This window comes from Pseudoduganella sp. UC29_71 (assembly GCF_042693265.1).
In the GTDB taxonomy this organism is placed as follows: Bacteria; Pseudomonadota; Gammaproteobacteria; order Burkholderiales; family Burkholderiaceae_D; genus Rugamonas.
Map to the genome: position 1 here is coordinate 4,717,167 of NZ_CP170549.1, position 19,624 is coordinate 4,736,790.

The window sequence follows — 19,624 nt, forward strand, 5'->3', positions numbered from 1 at the left end:
GCTTGCGCATGGCGGGCTTTTCTACGTCAGCTGAAGCGGCTTAGAACTTGTAGTTCGCGCCCAGCAGGATGGTGCGGCCGTATTTCTGGTATTCCAGTTGCTGATTGCGGTTGCCGTTGTAGGTCTCGTAGGCGGCGTTGCGCAGGTTGTTCACCTGGGCGACCAGGCCCACGCCCTTCAGCGGACCGTCCTGGAACGAGTAGCCGATCTGGAAGTCGATGATGTTCTCACCCACCACGTAGCGCAGCGAACGCTCTGCCGCGAAGTTGCCGATCTCGCCCACGAAGTCCGAACGCTTGCGCTGCGAGATGCGGGTCTCGAAGCCGTTCTTCTCGTAGTAGAAGGTCAGGTTGGTGGTGTGCTTCGACAGGCCTGGCAGCGGAATGCCCTTGCCGATGCTGCCGTCCGGATCTTCGATCGCGATGGCGCTGTCGGTGTAGGTGTGGCTGGCCACCACGCCGAAGCCGTCCAGCATCGGGCTGACCATGTTCAGCGGCAGGGAACCGGACAGTTCCAGGCCCTTCATGTTGCCGCCGTTGCCGTTGTACGGTGCCTTGTAGTCGCCGATCGCGGTGTTGGCCTTGGTGCCCGGGATGTAGGCCGAGAAGTCATAGCTCTTGGTCTGCGTGAAGATGTAGGTGTCCAGCTTCTTGTAGAACGCGGCCGCAGCCAGGTAAGCCTTCTTGCCGAAGTACTTCTCGTACGAGATGTCGAAGGCCTTGGCGCGCCATGGGTCCAGGCGTGCGTTGCCGCCGCTGGCGCCCGGCTTGAAGGTGGTGTCGCTCACGCCGAAGTCCAGCGCGGAACGCAGCTGGTCCACGCGTGGACGGGCGATCTGCTTGGCCAGCGCCACGCGCACGGTGTTTTCGCCTTCGAACGCGAACGCCAGGTTCATGCTCGGCAGGTAGTCGGTGTAGGTCTTGCCGTCGTGGACAGGCTTGACTTGCTGGCCGGCCGGCGCGGTGCCGTCGTAGTAGTTCGAGTCGGACGACTGGTCGGTGTGCTGTGCCTGCACGCCCACGTTGCCGCGCATGGTGACGCTGCCGAAGTCATGCTCCAGGTTGGCCTTCACGAAGGCGGTGGTGATCTTCTCCGACACTTCCCAGTTCTTCGAGATCAGGTAGCTCTCGGTGGCGGTCGGCTTAAAGGTCATGTACTTGGCCACGACGGCAGGCACGTTCCACGACGGGATGCTGCCGATGCCGGCAAAGCCCAGGTCCACCGGCGAGAACAGCAGGTCGTTGGAAATAGTGGTCGGGTTGCCCACCAGGTTGATGTTGCCCTCTGGCTGTTCCTTGACCTTCTGGCGGTCGCTGTAGTTGCCGCCCACTTCGAAGCTCGACATCCACGATTCAACCGCCTTCGGCGCTTCGAACCTGGCCGACAGCTTGAAGCTCTTCAGCGTGTCTTCCACCTTCGGGGTCTTGCCGTAGCCGGAGCCGTAGATGGTGCCTTTCACGTACAGCTGCGATGCATCGCTGTAGCTGCGGGTCGGGGTCATCAGCGGGAAGGTGCCGCTGCCGAATTGCAGCTTCACGTTGTCCAGGTACTGCACCGAGTTCACGGCGCCCAGCTGCAGGTTGTTTTCCAGGCTCAGCTCGTCGCGCTTGGCGTTCGAGTAGCTGGCGTCAGCCACCAGGGTCACGCCGTCCAGGCGCACTTCATTGTTCCAGCCGATGGCGCGGATGTCGTCCTTGCGCTTGTCGTACATGCCGCGCACCAGCGGGTACACATTGTTGGCGGTGGCGCTGCCCAGCGCATTGCCGTTGTTGGTCACATTGGTGAAGACAGGGTCAGGCTTCAGGCCGCCGTTGTAGCCGCCCAGATTCACTTCCCACTGGTTGGCGGTGTCTTCATGCTTGAACTGGGACGCATACATGTCGATCATGCTGGTCCACTGCTTGTTCGGACGGTACTGCAGCACGCCCATCAGGCCGTCGCGGCGGTTGTAGCCGCTGCGGCCTAGGGCCTTGATGCCGTCGGTGATGGTGGTGCCGGCAGCGATGCCTGGACGCGAATCGGTCTTCCACGGCTCGTAGATACCGGTTTCCTGCGCCAGCACTGGCGATTCCAGGTGGGCATAGCCGATGGCCACGCCCAGGGTGCGGTCCAGGAACTGGTCGATGTAGCTGAAGCTGACGCGGTTGCCCTGGTCGTTGGCGTTGGAGATCTTGCCGACCGAGTTCTTCTCGCCGCGCACGTTCACGGCGAAGGTGCGCTTGGCGAAGGCCAGCGGGCGCACAGTCTGCAGGTCCAGCGTGCCGGACAGGCCTTGGCCGATCAGGCCGGCGTCCGGGGTCTTGTAGATGGTGACGCCGCTCAGCAGCTCGGATGGGTACTGGTCGAACTCGACGGAGCGATTGTCGCCGGTGGACACTTGCTCGCGGCCGTTCAGCAGCGTGGTGGAGAAGTCCGGCGACAGGCCGCGCACGGAGATCACCTGGGCACGGCCGGCTACGCGCTGGGCGGCCAGGCCTGGCAGGCGGGCGATCGACTCGGCGATCGACACGTCCGGCAGCTTGCCGATGTCTTCGGCGGAAATCGCTTCAACGATGGAGGTCGCTTCTTTCTTGACCGAGATGGCGTCTTCGATGCCGCGGCGGATACCGGACACGGTCACGGTCGCCATCGGCGCGGCAGCTTGCTCGCCGCTGGTTTGTGCCTGGGCCGAGCCGGCCAGTGCGGAAACGAACAAGGCGCATGCGGCAGCGACCGGGCTCAGTTGCAAATTCTTCATTAGGATGTCCCCTCTTTAGACAGATCAAAAGTCCCGCAGGCTGTTTATTTCGACTACACGGGAGCCAGCAAAGCAAACGCTCTCAAGACGTTCTATGCGGAATTTTGTACTAAAACTAGATATCAAGTCAATTAAAGTTCATCCGGGCTACGCATAATTGCGTGTTACGCCCCTTGCTGTGCCTATGAAAACGCTATCCTCGTTGTATTTCAGCTACATGATGAGTGAGGGGGATCTGTAGTCGAACTACAGAATGTGCCATCAGACCAGTTCTAACGAGACAACAAAAAGCGCAGCGGCACCTCCACCCGCTCGCGCCAGGCCGTCTCGCTGTGGTCGGCGCCGGGAAACACCTGGCTGATCCAGTCCACCCCGGCACGGTAGCCTTTGGCGCGCACGATGCCATCGACCTGCTGCTGGTAAGGCGCGTACAGCGCGTCCAGCGTGGCGTCGCCATGGTCGAAATACAGCTTGTGGCGGCCGGCGCGCGGCAGCTTGCGGGCCAGCCAGTCGAAATAGGCGGCCGCGTAGCGCACCGGGCGCGGGTCGTCCTTGTCGGACAGCATGTTGAAATTGGTGGTCAGCGGCCAGTGCGTGGACAGGCAGGCCGCCCCGGCGAACACTTCCGGGTAGCGCGCCAGCGCGTACAGCGAGATCATCCCGCCCATGGATGAGCCCATGATGAAGGTATCGGCGCGCTCGGGGCTGGTGCGGAAGCGCCCGTCGATGGCGGGCTTCAGTTCCTCCACGACAAAGCGCAGGTACTGCTCGGACAGCGTGGGCAAGCCGCCCGGCGTGGGCGGATCGCCCAGCAGTGCGGCGCGCAGCTCGGGCGCCAGCGCCTCCACCGCCTGTGCCGGGCCGTACTCGCGCGACCGGTCGCGCGTGCTGGCGATGCCGACGATGATGGCCGGCCGCACCGCGCCCGTCTCCGCCAGCGCCGCCAGCCGCTTGTGCACCTCCCAGGCCTGGCCGCCCATGGCGGTGGCTGGGTCGAACAGGTTCTGGCCGTCGTGCATATACAGCACAGGATAGCGCTCGCCGCTGGCGCCGTAGCCGGGCGGCAGCCACACCACCACCTTGCGCGGCGCCACCTGCGCAGACGGAAAATCGCCCAGGGCGACGAAGCTGCCCGCCTCGGCCGCCGCCGCCGCTGCCGCCGCCCCTGCCGGCCCCGCCGCCGCCGGCTGTGGCGAAACGCCCGCCAGCGCCAGCCCCAGCCCAGCCAATATCTTCCGCCGCACAGCTCGCACCATCTTCACTCCTGTACTCAAACTAGATTAAAAAATTGCCGCTTTCCTTGTATTATCTGGGAAATTCCCCAGAAATACCCTCGTCGCGTAGCCATACTACGCAGGGATAAAAAATCGGAGACGCCCCATGAAACGCCTGATAGCAGCCGCCCTGCTGGCCGCCAGCGCCCTGCCCGCCATGGGCGAAGATTATCGCATCGACCATATGGAGCCGCCCAACTGGTGGGTGGGCATGCGCGGCAAGACGCTGCAGCTGATGGTGCACGGCCAGCAGATCGCCGACCTGGAACCGGCCATCAGCTATCCCGGCGTGCGCATCGAGAAAGTAGCGCGCGTGGCGAACCGCAATTACCTGTTCATCGACCTCGCGCTGGACGACAGCGCCCGGCCCGGCACGCTCGACATCCGCTTCTCGGCGGCAGGCAAGCCCACGGTGAGCTACAGCTATCAGTTGCTGGCGCGCGAGGCCGGCTCGGCCGAGCGCCAGGGCTTCTCCACCAAGGACGCCATCTACCAGGTCATGCCGGACCGCTACGCCAACGGCAACCCGGCCAACGACAACAGCCCGCGCCTGGCCGAAAAGGCCGACCGCAGCAAAGGCGGCGGCCGCCACGGCGGCGACCTGCAAGGCATGGAAAACGCGCTCGGCTACATCGCCGCCATGGGCTACACCATGGTCTGGCCCACGCCGCTGGTGGAAAACGACATGCCGGCCTACTCCTACCACGGCTACTCCGCCACCGACCACTACAAGGTGGACGAACGCTACGGCAGCAACGAAGACTACCGCCGCTTCAGCGCCAAGGCGCGCGCGCAGGGCATCGGCGTGATCCAGGACGTGGTGCTGAACCACATCGGCGGCAAGCACTGGTGGATGCAGGACATGCCCATGCCGGACTGGATCACCTACGGCGGCAAATACGTGCCCACCCAGCACCACCGCGTGGCCGTGGCCGACCCGTACGGCTCGACCGAAGACAAGCGCAACTTCACGCAAGGCTGGTTCTCGCCCAACATGCCGGACATGAACCAGGCCAATCCCTACGTGGCCACCTACCTGATCCAGAACAACATCTGGTGGATAGAATACGCCGGCCTGGCCGGCCTGCGGGTGGACACCTACGGCTACTCGGACGCCGCCTTCCTCAGCGCCTGGTCGCGCCGCATCACCGGCGAATACCCCAACCTGAACCTGGTGGGCGAAGAATGGAGCAGCCAGATCCCCGTGGTGGCGCGCTGGCAGTACGGCAAGCGCAACAACGACGGCTACGCCTCCTACATGCCCAGCATGATGGACTTCCCGCTCAACGACGTGCTGCGCAAGGCGCTCACCGGCAAGGGCGAAGAGCCCAACCTGACCAATCTGTACGAAACGCTGGCGCAGGACCAGCTGTACTCGATCCCGTCCAACTTGGTGCTGTTCGAAGGCAACCACGACATGTCGCGCCTGTTCAGCGAGCTGAAGAACGACGACGCGCTGTTCCGCATGGCCATCGCTTACGTGCTGACCATGCCGCGCATTCCGCAGCTGTACTACGGTACCGAAATCCAGATGACCAGCAACACCGGCCCGCGCGACGACGCCTCGTACCGGCGCGACTTCCCCGGCGGCTGGGCCGGCGACAAAGTAAACGCCTTCACCGGCGCGGGACTGACCGCGCAGCAGCGCAGCGCGCAGGCCTTCATGAAGAAGCTGCTGAACTGGCGCAAGGGCGCCACGGTGATCCACCAGGGCAAGCTGATGCACTACGGCCCCGAGCAGGATACCTACGTCTACTTCCGCTACGACGGCCAGAAAAAAGTAATGGTCGCGCTCAACCGCAACGCCAAGCCGGTCACGCTGCAGACGGCGCGCTTCCACGAGATGCTGGCCGGCGTGCCGGGCGGCACCGACGTCATCAGCGGCCAGCACTACGCACTGAACGGCGAAGTGACGCTGCCTGCGCGCTCGGCGCTGGTGCTGGAGCTCGAAGCCCCGTCCGCCACCACCGCCGCCATCGCCACCACTGCGGCCGCAGCCGTGCCGCGCGGCGAGCTGCGCATCATCGACAACTTCGCCTCGCCGCAACTGGGCAACAGCCGCGCGCTGCGCATCTATTTGCCGGCCAGCTACGCCGCGCACCCGGAGCGCCGCTACCCCGTGCTCTACATGCACGACGGCCAGAACCTGTTCGACGCCAAGACCGCCGCCTACGGCGCCGAATGGGGCATCGATGAAACGGCGGACAAGCTGGTCGCCGAAGGCAAGATGGCCGAAATCATCGTGGTCGGCATCGACAACAGCAAAGACCGCATCGACGAATACACGCCCTGCTGCGACGCCAAGTACGGCGGCGGCAAGCTGCCCGCCTACGAAAGCTTCGTGGTGGACACGGTCAAGCCCTATGTGGACCGCAGCTTCCGCACCCGTCCCGGCAAGGAAGACACCGCCATCATGGGCTCATCGCTGGGCGGCATCGCCTCGGTGCTGATCGCGCAGCACCGGCCGGACGTCTTCTCCAAGGCCGGCGGCGTCTCCAGCTCCTTCTGGTGGAACCAGCGCAACCTGATCGGCAAGCTGCAGCCGCTGCCGGTCAAGTTCTACCTCGACGCCGGCACCATCAACGACGGCCTGGAAGACACCGCCCTGATGCGCGCCGTAATGGTGGCGCAAGGCTGGCGCGAAGGCGACAACCTCTACTACCACGAGGCCCCCGGCGGCATCCACAACGAAAAATCCTGGGCCGCCCGCGTCGACAAACCCCTGACCTGGTTCTTCCCCGCCCCCGCGCAGCCAGCCAAATAGCAGCCTGAGCCGCATTCGGGGTCAGACCCCGAATGCGGCTCAGGCCGCTTCAGGCCGCTTCAGCTGGGCAGGGCGCGCAAGGGGCGCGCGGGGAGCGCGGGGGCGCTGTCGTGCAGCTTGAAGATGCTGACGGCTTCGGTAAGGCTTTGCGCTTGCTGCTGCAGGGAGTCCGCAGCGGCGGCGGCTTCTTCTACCAGCGCGGCGTTCTGCTGCGTCACGCTGTCCATCTGGCTGATGGCGATGCTGATCTGCTCGATGCCGTCGCGCTGCTCGCCGCTGGCCAGCGCGATCTCGTCGATGATGGCGTTCACGCGCTCGACGCTGGCCACCACTTCGGTCATGGTCTCCCCGGCCCGTCCCACCAGCCGGCTGCCCGCTTCGACCCGCTCTACCGAGGTGCCGATCAGTTCCTTGATTTCGCGCGCAGCCGCCGCCGAGCGCTGCGCCAGGTTGCGCACTTCGGAGGCCACCACGGCGAAGCCGCGCCCCTGCTCGCCGGCGCGCGCCGCTTCCACGGCCGCGTTGAGCGCGAGGATGTTGGTCTGGAACGCGATGCCGTCGATCACCGCGATGATGTCCACGATCTTGCGCGAAGACTCGTTGATGGCACCCATCGTGGCCACCACTTCGGACACCGTGGCGCCGCCGCGCACCGCCACTTCGGACGCGGTATGGGCCAGCTGCCGCGCCTGCCCGGCGTTCTCGTTGTTCTGGCGCACCGTGCTGGTCAGCTCGACCATGGACGAGGCGGTCTCCTCCAGCGAGCTGGCTTGCTGCTCGGTGCGCGAGGACAGGTCCATATTGCCGGTGGCGATCTCGGCACTGGCGGTGGCGATGGTGTCCGTGCCGGCGCGCACGCGGCCAACGATGGTGGCCAGGTTGCCGCTCATCTGCTTGAGCGCGGCCAGCAGTTCGCCGATTTCGTCGCGGCTGGACACTTCAACGTCGCAGCGCAAGTCGCCCGCCGCCACTGTCTTGGCGATGCCGATGGCCTGGGTGAGCGGCCGCGTGATGCCGCGTATCAGCCACGTCACGAGCACGCTGCCCAGCGCCAGCGTGGCCACCAGCATGACCAGCAGGGAGATGCTGGCCCTGCGGTGCGCGGCCTGGTTGTCCGCCTCCATCTCGGCCGCCAGGCGGCGCGACTGCTCGCCGATGAAGTCGACGATGTCGTCTATCTTCTTGGTCGGCGCGCGGTCCATGCCCTTCACCAGGCCGTCGACTGTCCTGGCGCTGTCCGGGTTGGCCGAGTCGTATTGCTGCAGCGCTTTCAGATAATTGGCGCCCAGTTCTTCATGCATCCGGGCCGCTTCGGCCACCAGCGGCGTGGCCAGCTTGAGCTTGCCAAGCAGGCCTTCCAGCTTGCGCAGCTCGCCCTGCACCTGCTTGCCGGACTTCACGAACGCCTCGGTGTAGCGCTTGAGGTTGCCGGCGTCGTTGCCGCGCAGCAGGATGTTCTTCCACTCCTGCACCTGGATCTTGAATTCCACCTGCGAGCTGCGCGCCGTGTCCACCGCTTCGGTCAGCGTGACGGAGCGCTGCATGCCTTCGCCATTGCGGTCCTTGATGAAATTGAGCGCGTCCCAGCCGACGTAGCCGACCACCAGCAGCGCCACGAAGAAAAAGCCGCTGAGCATGCCCAGCCGCACGCCGATCTTGAGGTTCGAGAACTTCATGATGATTCCCCTTGGAAATACAACACGATGCAAGGTCTGCGCCTTGTCCACTACATCATGTGCTTCCAAAAAGAAAAAACCAAGGAGAAATAACTCAGGCGTTGTGGAAGTCCAGCCGGTAGACGTTGCTGTCCTCGTGCCAGCCTTCGAGGTGGGTGCGTTCGACGAAGCGCATGCCCAGCTTGCCCAGCAGCTGGATGGAGGCGTCGTTGTCGGGCGAGGTAATGGCCATCAGGCGCGGCAGGCCCAGCGGGCCGCGCGCGTGCGCCACCACGGCGGCGGCGGCCTCGTAGGCGTAGCCCTGGCCCCAGTAGCGCGGCGAGATGGCGTAGCCGATGTCGGTGTCGGGCAACACGTCGCGCTTGATCAGGCCGCACATGCCCATGGCCGCGCCGTCGCTGCGGCGCTGCACCAGGTACAGCGAATAGCCGAGCCGCTCGTACATGGCCACCGGCCCGTCCAGGATGGCCGCGCGCGCCGCGTCCACGGTGCGGATGCCGCGGTCGCCGATGAAGCGTATCCACGAGGGGTCGTTGACCAGTTCCAGGTAAAACGGCGCGTCGTCGGGGCTCACGGTGCGCAGGTGCAGGCGTTCGGTTTCAATGATCAGCATGGGCGCGGCGCGGCCTCACAAGGGCCAGTTGTTGGGGTCGTCCAGCAGGCGGTACATCACGTAGACGTCCACGTAGCCGAGTTTCTGGTGGCGGTAGGCCTTGGGCAGCGTGCCCACCACGGAAAAGCCGAGCTGCTTCCACAGCACCACGGCGGCCACGTTGGTGCTGACCACGTAGTTGAACTGCATGGCCAGGTAGCCGTCCTGGCGCGCCTGCTCCAGGCTGTGGCGGCCCAGCAGCTTGCCCACGCCTATGCCCTGCGCGGCCGGGCTGACCATGTAGGACGCGTTGGCCACGTGCGCGCCGCGGTCGGCCTGGTTGGGCACCACGCGGTACATGCCCAGCAGGCGCTCGCCGTTCAGCACGGCCACCCAGGTTTTCACGCCGGCGCCGTACCAGTAGGCGCGGCAGGCTTCGCGGCTGCCGTCGTCGAACGGGTATTTATCGCCCGCAGCAAGGATGTCCTGGAAGATGCGCCACACGGCATCGAAATCTGCTTCCGCGATCGGACGGATGTCTATCTCTTTCAAAACGCCCCCGGCACACTATTTTGATGCATGATTGTCATGTATTTTCGCCGGCGGCGCAATCGCGCAACGCATTGCAGCCCAACTACAGCCGGAAATCAGCCTGCTCCGGCCGGCCGGGCAGGCTTAGCCTGGCTACCGCGCGCGGCGATTCGGCCACGACCTTGCCGCGCCGCATGACGAGGCGGCGCGCGGCGCGCAGGCGGATCGCTTCCACCGGGCTGGCCGCGTCCAGCAGCACCAAGTCGGCGTGGCAGCCGGCCGCGATGCCGTAGCCGTGCAGGCCGAGAATGCGCGCCGGCGCCTCGGTGACGGCGGCGTAGCAGGCGCGCATGGCGTCCTGGCCGGTCATCTGCGCCACGTGCAAGCCCATGTGGGCCACTTCCAGCATATCGCCCGAGCCCAGGCTGTACCATGGGTCCATCACGCAGTCGTGGCCGAAGGCGACGTCGATGCCGGCCGCCATCAGCTCGGGCACGCGCGTCATGCCGCGCCGCTTGGGGTAGCTGTCGTGGCGGCCCTGCAGCGTGATGTTGATGAGGGGATTGGCGATGGCCGCCACGCCGGCCTCCTTCATCAGCGGCAGCAGCTTGCTCACGTAGTAGTTGTCCATCGAGTGCATCGAGGTCAGATGCGAGCCGGCCACGCGGCCGTGCAGGCCCAGGCGGTGGCTGTGGTAGGCCAGGGTTTCGATGTGGCGCGACAGCGGGTCGTCCGATTCGTCGCAGTGCATGTCCACGCGCAAGCCCTGCCCGGCCGCGAACTCGCACAGGATGCGCACCGACTCGGCGCCGTCCGCCATGGTGCGCTCGAAGTGCGGGATGCCGCCCACCACGTCCACGCCCATGCCGATGGCGCGCTTCAGGTTGGCCAGCGCGGTGGGACTGCGCAGCAGGCCGTCCTGCGGGAAGGCCACCAGTTGCATGTCCAGGTAGGGCGCCACGCGGCGCTTCACTTCCAGCAGCGCCTCCACCGCCAGCAAGCGGTCGTCGCACACGTCCACATGGGTGCGGATGGCCAGCAGGCCGCGCGCCACGGCCCAGTCGCAATAGCGCAGGGCGCGCTCGACCAGCGCCTCCTGGGTCAGCTGCGGCTTCAGCTCGCCCCACAGCGCGATGCCTTCGAGCAGCGTGCCGGACTGGTTCACGCGCGGCAGGCCGTAGCTCAGCGTGGCGTCCATGTGGAAGTGGGCGTCGACAAAGGGCGGCGACAGCAGGTCGCCGCCGGCGTCGATTTCCTGCGCGCCGCGCGCCGGCAGCGCCGCCGCCACGGCGGCGATCTTGCCGTCCGCGATGGCTACATCGATGCCGCGCCGCCCGTCCGGCAGGCTGGCGTTCCTGATCACTACGTCCATCGTGGCTTCCATGCTTTCCCCCAGGGCTGCGATGGCCGATTGTAGGCAGAGGCCGCGCGATGGCGCAAACACTATCGCAATGTTGCACTGCGCCAATACCGTCTTGCAAGCTGCTGAGCTGGCGGAAAAAATAACTTTTCTTCGCCATCAATCGCCGCTAGAATGGATTTTATTGCAGCGCAATATAAACGTTCCCAGGAGAAGTCATGTTTTCGTTCACCGAACAGTTTTCCGCCGCCACCGCCACTGCCAAGTCGCAGCTGGACCAGCAATTGAATAAGCAGTTGAACATCGCCAACGAATTCGCCGCCACGGCTTTCGACGGCGTGCAGAAGATCATTGCCCTGAATGTCAGCACCACCAAGGCGTCGGTCGAGAAGTCGTCCGCCGCAGCCAGGCAGCTGTTTGAAGCCAGGGACCCCAGCGAGTTCTTCAAGGCCCCCAACTTCGACGGCCTGCTGGCCTATAGCCGCGAACTGGTCAGCATCGCCAGCCGCACCCAGGCCGAGCTGCTGGAAGTGGTGAAGGAACAGATCAAGGAGGCCGCCGAAGCCGGCGCGGCCGCCAAGCCGCTGTCGCTGGTTGGCTCCGCGCCCGCGCCGGCAGCAGCTCCGGCTCCCGCTCCTGCTCCGGTTGCAGCCCCCGCTGCCGCGCCCGCAGCCGCCGCTGCGCCTGCCAAGGCGCCGGCCGCTGCCGTGCCGCCGGCACCGGCGGCTGCGCCTGTGGCAGCCAAGGCCGAGGAAGAACCGGCCGCGCCCGCCACCGTGGTCACGCCGCCGGCCCAGAAAGCCGTGGCAGCGGCCGTATCCGAGGCCGTGAACGAAACGGCGGCGCGGGAAGAGGCGCCGGCGCAGAAAGCGGGCAAAGCCAAGGGCGCCGCTGCCAAGCCGGCCCCGGGCGGCGAGCCGATTTCGCTGAAGTCGGCCAAGCCGCAGAAGTAACCCCCGGAAGTAAGCCTCCGCAGCAGATCAAAAACACACGCCGCCCAGCAGGGCGGACTTCACTGAGGTATCCTAGCGGGCTTGACGCTGCAAGGATATTTCATGAGTTTATCGAGGCTGATCGCCGGCTTTGTGCGCCAGCACTGGCCGGCCTATCTCGCCGCCGGCGCCATGCTGGCCGGCGTGGCTTTCCTGGGCATCCTGGTCCCGCGCCGCATCGGCGCCATGATAGACGGCCTGGCTGCCCACACCCTGTCCGGAACCGGCCTGCTGCTGCAGCTGGGCGAGCTGCTGCTGATCGGCACGGCCATCTATTTCCTGCGCGTGGGCTGGCGCCTGCGCCTGTTCGCGGCCGCCTACCAGCTGGGCGTGCAGCTGCGCACGCGCTTCTATGCGCGCCTGTCGCTGCAAGGCCCGGCCTTCTACCAGAAACAGCGCACCGGCGACCTGATGGCGCTGGCCACCAATGACATCGACGCCATTGAAATGGCGGCGGGCGAAGCCATGCTGGCTGGCTTCGACGGCTCGCTGACCCTGGTGATGGTGTTGGGCATCATGCTGCTGGGCGTGGACTGGCGCCTGGCCTGCATCGCGCTGCTGCCCTTCCCGCTGATGGCGCTGGCGTTCTGGCGCATTTCCAGCCACATCCACACCGCTTCCACCGATTCGCTCAAGCGCTTTTCCGCGCTCAATGGCCACGTGCAGGAAACGCTGTCCGGCGTGCGCACCCTGCGCGCACTGGGCCTGGAACAGCGCAGCAGCGCGCAGTTCGGCGAACTGGCCGGCCACGCCGCCAAGGCCAGCCTGACCGCGCAGGTCTGGGAAGCGGCATACGAGCCAGCCGTGGGCCTGACCTTGACCGCCGCCACCGGCCTGACGCTGGGCCTGGGCGGCTACCTGGTTTGGCAGGGCCAGCTGACCATCGGTTCGCTGACCGCCTTCAGCATGTACCTGGGCCAACTGATCTGGCCCATGTTCGCGGCTGGCTGGGTGCTGTCGCTGATCGAGCGCGGCCGCGCCGCCTACGCCCGCCTGCAGCCCATGCTGGACGCGCCGCTGGCGGTGGACGACCACGGCAAGATCGCGCAGCTGCCGCCGGGCGAACTGGTGCTGGACAAGGTGAGCTACGCCTATCCTGGCCAGGCCGCCGACGCGGCACCGGCGCTCCAGGACATCAGCCTGCGCCTGAAACCGGGCCAGACACTGGGCCTGGTCGGCCCCACCGGCAGCGGCAAATCGACCTTGCTGCGCGTGCTGCTGCGCCAGCTCACGCCGCAGCATGGCACGGTGCGCTGGGGCGCGCACCCGCTGCACGACTACACCTTGCGCGCGCTGCGCGGCGCCATCAGCTGGGTGCCGCAGGAATCCTTCCTGTTCTCGGCCACCATCGCCGAGAACATTGCGCTGGCGCGCGAGCACGCCAGCCGCGCCGACGTGGAGCACGCCGCCGACCTGGCCGCCATCCACGACGACATCCTGCTGTTCCCGCAGGGCTACGAGACCGAGGTGGGCGAAAAAGGCATCACCCTGTCCGGCGGCCAGCGCCAGCGCGTGGCCATCGCGCGCGCGCTGCTGGCCAACAATTCCCTGCTGCTGCTGGACGACGCGCTGTCGGCGGTGGACACCGGCACCGAAACGCGCATCCTCGAACACCTGGAGGCGCTGCGCCGCGCAGGCCACCAGAGCGGCGCCGAACGCAGCGCCATCATCGCCAGCCACCGCCTGAGCGCGGTGGTCAACGCCGACCTGATCATCGTGCTACGCGACGGCCGCATCAGCGAAACCGGCACCCACGACAGCCTGCTGGAGCAGGACGGCTGGTACGCCAGCCAGTGGCGCTATCAACAACTGGAGGCCAGCCTCGATGCTCTCTAAACCGGACGAAACTTCCGCCCGCAAGCAAACCATCCAGGCCATGGGCCTGCTGCACCGCGCCGCCCTGCCGGACCGCCACCACCTGGGCTGGGCTTTGCTGTGGCTGATCACGGCCGCCTTCCTGGAAGTGCTCGGCCCGATTGCCGGCAAGGCGCTGATCGACGAGCACCTGCTGCCGCGCGTGCTGGACTGGCCACGCATGGCCATGCTGCTGGCGGCCGTGCTGCTCACCGGCTGGGTGGCCAGCGGCCTGCGCTACTTGCAGCTGGTGCGCCTGTCCGGCCTGGCGATGCGCTCGGTGCAGCGCTTGCGCGAACAGGTCTACGGCCACGTGCTGCGCCTGCCGATGGCCTTCTTCGACCGCGCCATCATCGGCCAGCTGGTGTCGCGCGTGACCAACGATACCGAAGCGGTCAAGACGCTGTACGTGCAGGTGCTGTTCGTCATGCTCGACAGCACCATCGTGCTGGTCGGCACCATCATCGCCATGGCCTGGCTGGACTGGCGTCTGATGCTGATCGTGCTGGCGCTGCTGCCGGCGGTGCTGGGCATCGTCTGGCTGTACCAGCGCTGGAGCGCGCCGGCGGTGACGCGCGCGCGCCAGCTGCGCAGCGAGATCAACGGCCAGATGGCCGAGTCCATCGGCGGCATGCCGGTGCTGCAGGCCAATAACGCCGAGGCGCGCTTCGCCGAGCGCTTCGGCAAGACCAACGCCGAGCACTACACCCAGCGCCTGGCCGAAATCCGCGCCAACGCCTGGCTGCTGCGCCCGGCGCTGGACATGCTCAACATCATCCTGCTGGCCGCCGTCATCTTTGCCTTCGGCCAGCGCGAGATGAGCGCGGCCGAAGTGGGCGTGCTGTACGCCTTCATCAGCTATATCGCGCGCGTGATCGAACCGCTGATCCAGATCACCATGCAGTTCAGCCAGCTGCAGCAATCGGTGGTGGCCACGGCGCGCGTGTCGGCGCTGCTGGACGAGCCGGTGGCGGACGAGCACGTTGTCGACGAGGCGGCAACGCCGGCCGCCGCGCCGGGCGCGCGGCTGGACGTGCCCGCCGTCTCGATCCGCCACCTGAGCTTTGCCTATAACGAGGAACAGACCGTGCTGCACGACCTGTCGCTGGACATCCCGCAGGGCGGCTTCTTCGGCATCGTCGGCCACACCGGCAGCGGCAAGTCCACCCTGCTGTCGCTGATGCTGCGCTACTACCCCGTCAAGCACGGCAGCATTGCCATCCTCGGCGAAGCGCTGGCCGGCATCCCGAACGAGCGCTTCCGCGGCGAAGTGGGCCTGGTGCCGCAAGACCCCTTCCTGCTGGCCGCCTCGGCGCGCGAGAACATCGACATGGGGCGCGGCCTGTCGGACGCCGACATCGAGGCGGCCGCGCGCGCCGCGCACGCGCACGGCTTCATCGCCGCGCTGGAGCACGGCTACGCCACCGAACTGGGCGAAGGCGGCTCGCGCCTGTCCAGCGGCCAGAAGCAGCTGATCGCGATTGCGCGCGCGCTGGCCGGCAAGCCGCGCATCCTGCTGCTGGACGAAGCCACCTCGCGCATCGACAGCCAGACCGAGCAGATCGTGCAGACTGCGCTGGACGAGTTGCGCGGACGCGTCACCATCATCGCCATCGCGCACCGCCTGTCCACCATCCGCGACGCCGACCGCATCGTGGTGCTGAACCACGGCCGCATAGCGGAGGCCGGCGCGCACGAGGCGCTGATGCAGATCGAAGGCGGGCTGTACCAGCGGCTCTACCTGTTACAGCAACTGGCGGCGTAGCTTGTCAGCTTGGCAGTAGCACCAAAGGACAAGTTCCTTTCCGCAACGCATGGCAGATACTCGGCACACACAGCCAAGGAGTGTCTGCCATGATCCCGCACCTTTCCATTAAGCAAGCCTTCATTTCCCTGCTCACCGTCACCCTGCTGCTGGCGGCCATGACGCTGTGGTCCATGATGCGGGTCAGCGAACGCGAGGCGGCGGCCACGCAAGCCCACCAGGCGCGCTACCACTCCTACATGCTGGCCGACGAACTGCGCCAGAGCTCGGACGACCTGACCCGGCTGGCGCGCACCTACGTGGTGACGGGCGACGCCCGCTACGAGCAGCAATACAACGACATCCTCGACATCCGCAACGGCAAGAAGCCGCGCCCCGAACACTACGAGCGCATCTACTGGGACTTCGTGGCCGGCGGCGTGCCGGCGCCGCCCGCCAGCGGCCAGGCCGTGCCGCTGCAGGATCTGATGAAACAGGCCGGCTTCAGCGACCAGGAATTCGCCAGCCTGAAAGCGGCGCAGGACAATTCGGACGCGCTGGTGCGCACCGAAGTGGCCGCCATGAACGCCGTCAAGGGCCTGTTCGACGACGGCAGCGGCAAGTTCACGCGCAAGGGCGAACCGGACCTGGAGCAGGCCCGCAAGCTGATGCACGACCAGGCTTACCACCAGAACAAGGCCCGCATCATGCAGCCGGTGAACGAATTCCTGACCGCGCTCGACACCCGCACCGGCGCCGCCGTGCACGACGCCGAGCAGGCCGTGCGCACCGCCTTCACGCTGGCCGTGGTGCTGGTGCTGCTGTCGGTGGCGGTGCCGGTGGCCGGGCTGCGCTTCATCTACAGCCAGCTCAAGCGCGACCTCGGCACGGCCATCACCGCCGCCGAGCGCATCGCGGCGGGCGACCTGAGCGCCGACATCACGGTGCGCCACCGGGACGAGATCGGCACGCTGATGCAAGCCATTGCCACCATCAACAGCAGCCTGGCGCGCATGATAGGCGAGATCCGCGGCAGCGCCGAGCAGATGACCACGGCCACCAACGAGATCGCGCTGGGCAACGCCGACCTGTCGGCGCGCACCGAATCGCAGGCCAGCTCGCTGGAAGAAACCGCCAGCTCGATGGAAACGCTGACCTCCACCGTGCAGCAGAACGCCAACAGCGCCAGCCAGGCCAACCAGCTGGCCGGCACCGCGTCCGCAGTGGCCAGCAAGGGCGGCGCGGTGGTGGCGCAGGTGGTCAGCACCATGGGCGCCATCAAGGAAAGCTCGGGCCGCATCGCCGACATCATCGGCACCATCGACGGCATCGCCTTCCAGACCAACATCCTGGCGCTGAACGCGGCGGTGGAAGCGGCGCGCGCCGGCGAACAGGGCCGCGGCTTCGCCGTGGTGGCCTCCGAGGTGCGCAACCTGGCCCAGCGCAGCGCGGCCGCCGCGCGCGAAATCCGGGTCCTGATCGGCGACTCGGTGGAGCGCGTCGACACCGGCAGCCGCCTGGTGGACGAAGCCGGCCAGACCATGGAACAGATCGTGGCCTCGGTGCGCCAGGTGGCCGCCATCATGGGCGAGATCACCAGCGCCAGCCAGGAGCAAAGCACCGGCATCGCCGAAGTGAACCAGGCGGTGACCGACATGGACGCCATCACCCAGCAGAACGCCGCGCTGGTAGAACAGGCGGCGGCCGCCGCCGAAAGCCTGCAGGAGCAGGCCCAGGCGCTGTCGCGCGCAGTCAGCATCTTCCACCTGCAGCGAGGCGAGCCCGCCGCGAGGCCTATGCACTTGCAATTGCACTAATAAACTGTGCGTTTTTGACGAAAATCTCCTCCCTGAAGCCGATTTCTCGCCTGCAACAAGAATATAATTGTCCAGACATCTTGCGGTGCACATACAAGGACAATACGTTGGCTGGCTTCAGGGATAAGTCGATTTCGCGTGGCATGCGCCTGCTGGCGGCCAGCTGCATCCTCGCGCCCGCGCTGGCCTGGGGCCAGTCCGCCATGGACGCCAGCATCGCCGAAATCCGCGACCAGGCGCGCTACGTGCCCGACAAGGCACTGGTGCTGCTGCAAAAGATGGAGCCGGCCCGCGCGCGCCGCGCCGGCCGCCACCAAGGCCGAATTCCTGTCCCAGCTCAGCAACGCCTGGCGCGCGCTGGGCCAGCTGGAAACCGCCCTCATGCTGTCCGAGGAACTGATCTCCTTCGGCCGCCTGCAGAACAGCCAGGCCATCCTGGCCAAGGGCTTGCTCACCAAGGCCTATGTGTTCTCGTCCATGGCCGACCGCAAGGCCTCGCACCAGCTCGCCTTCGAGGCGGAAAAGCTGGCCAACGGCACTTCCGACCTGGCGCTGCGCGTGCAGGCCACCATCACCTCCGGCCAGTCCTACGCCGAACAGGGCAACTTCCCGGCCGCGCTAGGCAAGCTGCAAACCGCCGTCGACCTGGGCCGCCAGCTGGACGACATGGTGCCGCTGGCCAGCGCGCTCAACGCCTTGGCCCTGCTCTACACGCAGATGAAGGAATACGACAAGGGCTGGGAAATCCTGGACGAGTCGGTGCGCGTGGCCGAAAAGCTCAACTCGCCCGGCCGGCTGGCCACGGCCAAGGGCACGGAGTACGGCCTGGCGATCGACTCGCACCAGCCCAAGCGCGCGCTGGCCGCGCTGCAAGCCGGGCTGGAAGTGGCGCGCAAGATGGGCGCCAAGACGCTCACCGCCAACACCCTGGTCAATCTGTCGGACAGCTACCTGAAAGAGCACGACTACCCGCGCGCGCTGCGCTACGCCAGCGAAGCGCTGGCCGCGTCGGCCGAAACGCGCGATGCCAGCACGCGCGCCACCGCCCTGGTCAACCTGGGCCAGGCCCACCTCGGCATGGGCAACCTGGCCGAGGGCAGGAAGCACTTCGACGCCGGCTTGCTGTACTACGAAAAGACCGGCGACCAGCCCGAACTGCAGGTGATCCTGAAGGAATACGGCCAGGCGCTCGAACGCGCCGGCGACCTGCGCGGCGCCGTGTCGGCCTACCACCGCGAGCGCGCCATCTCCGAAGCGCTGTTCGAGCAGGAGCGCCAGAAGGCCGTGTACGACATGCAGGAAAAGTACGAGACCGAGAAGAAGCAGCGCCAGATCGAACTGCTGAGCCGCGAAAACCAGGTCAAGAGCACCGAGCTGGACAACCGCCGCTTGCAGCAGCGCATCTGGTGGCTGCTGGCGGTGGTGTTCGCGCTGGCCTCGGCCATCGTCGGCCTGCTGTACCGCAAGGTGCGGCACGCCAACGCCCAGCTCGAAGTGAAGAACCTGGAACTGAAGGTGCAAAGCTCGCTCGACCCGCTCACTTCGCTCTACAACCGGCGCCACTTCCAGGAATTCATGCGCACCCACAACCAGGTGGACAAGCGCGGCCCGGGCGGCGAAGACATCGTCGGCGCGCTATTCCTGCTGGACGTGGACCACTTCAAGCACGTCAACGACACCTATGGCCACGCGGCCGGCGACGTGGTGCTCAAGATGATTGCCGCCACCCTGCGCGAAGCGCTGCGCGAGACCGACATGATCGTGCGCTGGGGCGGCGAAGAATTCCTCGCCTTCCTGCCGGCCATCCCGCGCAGCGGCGTGGAAGAGATCGCGCGCCGCATCCTGGTCAGCATCTCCTCGCAGCAGATCGAATACCAGAACCACCGGTTCAGCGTGAACGTATCGGTCGGCTTCGCGCCCTTCCCGCTGGTGCCGGCCGAGACGCCGCTGCCGTGGGAGCGCGCCGTCAACCTGGTCGACATGGCGCTCTACCTGGCCAAGGCCCACGGCCGCAACCGCGCCTACGGCGTGCGCGGCTTCGACCGCTTCCACCAGACCTCGATGGAAGCGATCGAGCAAGACCTCGAGCGCGCCTGGCGCGCCGGCTTCGTCGAGCTCAGCGTGGTGCTGGGCGGCGAACCCGAAGTCCCGCCCCCGCCGGGCGAGCACAGCAACGTCGTCCCCCTCAAGCCCGCCCTCAAAATCTAAACCTCAAAATCGGGGTCAGGGTTAATTTTCCAGGAAAGATTTCCTGGAAAATTAACCCTGACCCCATTTTCGGGG

At 66.4% G+C, this 19,624-nt stretch carries 12 protein-coding genes; 6 read left to right on the top strand and 6 right to left on the bottom strand.

All coding sequences use genetic code 11. The features are described 5' to 3' along the window. Positions 1–40 precede the first annotated feature (40 nt). Positions 41–2,737, bottom strand: a complete 2,697-nt coding sequence (locus ACFJI2_RS20990) for a TonB-dependent receptor (RefSeq protein ID WP_377701719.1) — start codon at positions 2,735–2,737, stop codon at positions 41–43. 272 nt (positions 2,738–3,009) lie between these two features. After that, the gene (locus tag ACFJI2_RS20995) at positions 3,010–3,993 is read right to left on the bottom strand and encodes an alpha/beta hydrolase (RefSeq protein ID WP_377701720.1); all 984 of its coding nucleotides are present in this window, start codon (positions 3,991–3,993) and stop codon (positions 3,010–3,012) included. A gap of 124 nt (positions 3,994–4,117) precedes the next feature. Between ACFJI2_RS20995 and ACFJI2_RS21000 the strand changes: the two genes are divergently transcribed. Then, positions 4,118–6,775, top strand: a complete 2,658-nt coding sequence (locus tag ACFJI2_RS21000) for an alpha-amylase family glycosyl hydrolase (RefSeq protein ID WP_377701721.1) — start codon at positions 4,118–4,120, stop codon at positions 6,773–6,775. A 59-nt stretch (positions 6,776–6,834) separates the two neighbouring features. Here ACFJI2_RS21000 and ACFJI2_RS21005 read toward each other — a convergent pair whose 3' ends face one another. The 4 genes from ACFJI2_RS21005 to ACFJI2_RS21020 form a co-directional block, all read right to left on the bottom strand. After that, positions 6,835–8,451, bottom strand: a complete 1,617-nt coding sequence (locus ACFJI2_RS21005; RefSeq protein WP_377701722.1) for a methyl-accepting chemotaxis protein — start codon at positions 8,449–8,451, stop codon at positions 6,835–6,837. A gap of 94 nt (positions 8,452–8,545) precedes the next feature. Beyond that, a complete protein-coding gene (locus tag ACFJI2_RS21010; protein ID WP_377701723.1) occupies positions 8,546–9,064 on the bottom strand; it encodes a GNAT family N-acetyltransferase in 519 nt (172 codons plus the stop codon). Between the two features lie 15 nt (positions 9,065–9,079). Beyond that, the gene (locus ACFJI2_RS21015) at positions 9,080–9,595 is read right to left on the bottom strand and encodes a GNAT family N-acetyltransferase (RefSeq protein WP_107873014.1); all 516 of its coding nucleotides are present in this window, start codon (positions 9,593–9,595) and stop codon (positions 9,080–9,082) included. A gap of 82 nt (positions 9,596–9,677) precedes the next feature. Next, a complete protein-coding gene (locus ACFJI2_RS21020) occupies positions 9,678–10,946 on the bottom strand; it encodes an amidohydrolase family protein (protein WP_377701724.1) in 1,269 nt (422 codons plus the stop codon). A 206-nt stretch (positions 10,947–11,152) separates the two neighbouring features. Between ACFJI2_RS21020 and ACFJI2_RS21025 the strand changes: the two genes are divergently transcribed. From ACFJI2_RS21025 to ACFJI2_RS21045, 5 genes are all read left to right on the top strand, one after another. Then, positions 11,153–11,887, top strand: a complete 735-nt coding sequence (locus ACFJI2_RS21025) for a phasin family protein (RefSeq protein WP_377701725.1) — start codon at positions 11,153–11,155, stop codon at positions 11,885–11,887. A 102-nt stretch (positions 11,888–11,989) separates the two neighbouring features. Beyond that, positions 11,990–13,762, top strand: a complete 1,773-nt coding sequence (locus ACFJI2_RS21030) for an ABC transporter ATP-binding protein (RefSeq protein ID WP_377701726.1) — start codon at positions 11,990–11,992, stop codon at positions 13,760–13,762. Continuing rightward, positions 13,752–15,545, top strand: a complete 1,794-nt coding sequence (locus tag ACFJI2_RS21035) for an ABC transporter ATP-binding protein (RefSeq protein ID WP_377701727.1) — start codon at positions 13,752–13,754, stop codon at positions 15,543–15,545. Before ACFJI2_RS21030 ends, ACFJI2_RS21035 begins: the two co-directional genes overlap by 11 nt. A gap of 89 nt (positions 15,546–15,634) precedes the next feature. Beyond that, positions 15,635–17,341 carry a methyl-accepting chemotaxis protein gene (locus tag ACFJI2_RS21040; RefSeq protein ID WP_377701728.1) on the top strand — a complete coding sequence of 569 codons (1,707 nt, stop codon included), beginning with the start codon at positions 15,635–15,637 and terminating at the stop codon, positions 17,339–17,341. 381 nt (positions 17,342–17,722) lie between these two features. Next, positions 17,723–19,549, top strand: a complete 1,827-nt coding sequence (locus ACFJI2_RS21045) for a diguanylate cyclase (RefSeq protein ID WP_377701729.1) — start codon at positions 17,723–17,725, stop codon at positions 19,547–19,549. The last annotated feature ends 75 nt before the right edge of the window (positions 19,550–19,624 follow it).